The sequence below is a fragment of the Vibrio sp. 970 genome, from assembly GCF_033339075.1.
Map to the genome: position 1 here is coordinate 1 of NZ_JAWOTW010000773.1, position 527 is coordinate 527.

The following is a 527-nucleotide window of genomic DNA, read 5'->3' on the forward strand; positions in this document are numbered from 1 at the left end:
GAGTCACGGTATGGTGATCAACCGAATTGCAGCGTTAGATAATGTCAGCAGCGTGTTGAAGCTAATTAAGAAAAAGAGTGCGGCAACGGTGTTGCTTGAGTATCAAGCGCCAATAGAAGGATACAACTTTATACGAGTACCGGAATCTTACTACCCGAATGGTTGGCCCAAGATTGTGGTGCAAATGAAGCAAAGTCACCGGCATGATGCAATGCACCAGCTGTTAACTGGCGCCATTGCAAAATACATGAGTGCTTAATTCTCAGTGCTTAGCGGCAAAACTGAATGTTTTCTGACTGAGGGATAGTATGCAGCAGCTCAATCAATGAGTCTGCATGGTACTTCTTCAAGATACGTGTTTTGTAGGTACTGGTCGTTTTAGCGCTCAGTGAAAGCTGCTCAGAAATCTTCTTATTTGAGTAGCCTTGCGCTAAGTAATGGAACACCATAGCTTCGCGGTTTGATAGCGTCACATCACCCGATGATGGCGTGTGAGTCGACTTAAACATCGAGTAACCGCGAGACAC

Annotated in this window: 1 protein-coding gene and 1 pseudogene; one reads left to right on the forward strand and one right to left on the reverse strand. The window is 45.4% G+C overall.

The window, feature by feature from the left end:
* A pseudogene (locus R7Q11_RS29110) lies at window positions 1-259 on the forward strand (LysR family transcriptional regulator); the annotation flags it as partial.
* Window positions 260-269: 10 nt separating this feature from the next.
* Here the strand turns inward: R7Q11_RS29110 and R7Q11_RS29115 are convergent.
* A partial coding sequence (locus R7Q11_RS29115; protein ID WP_225467337.1) for a response regulator transcription factor occupies window positions 270-527 on the reverse strand: 258 nt, incomplete at its 5' end.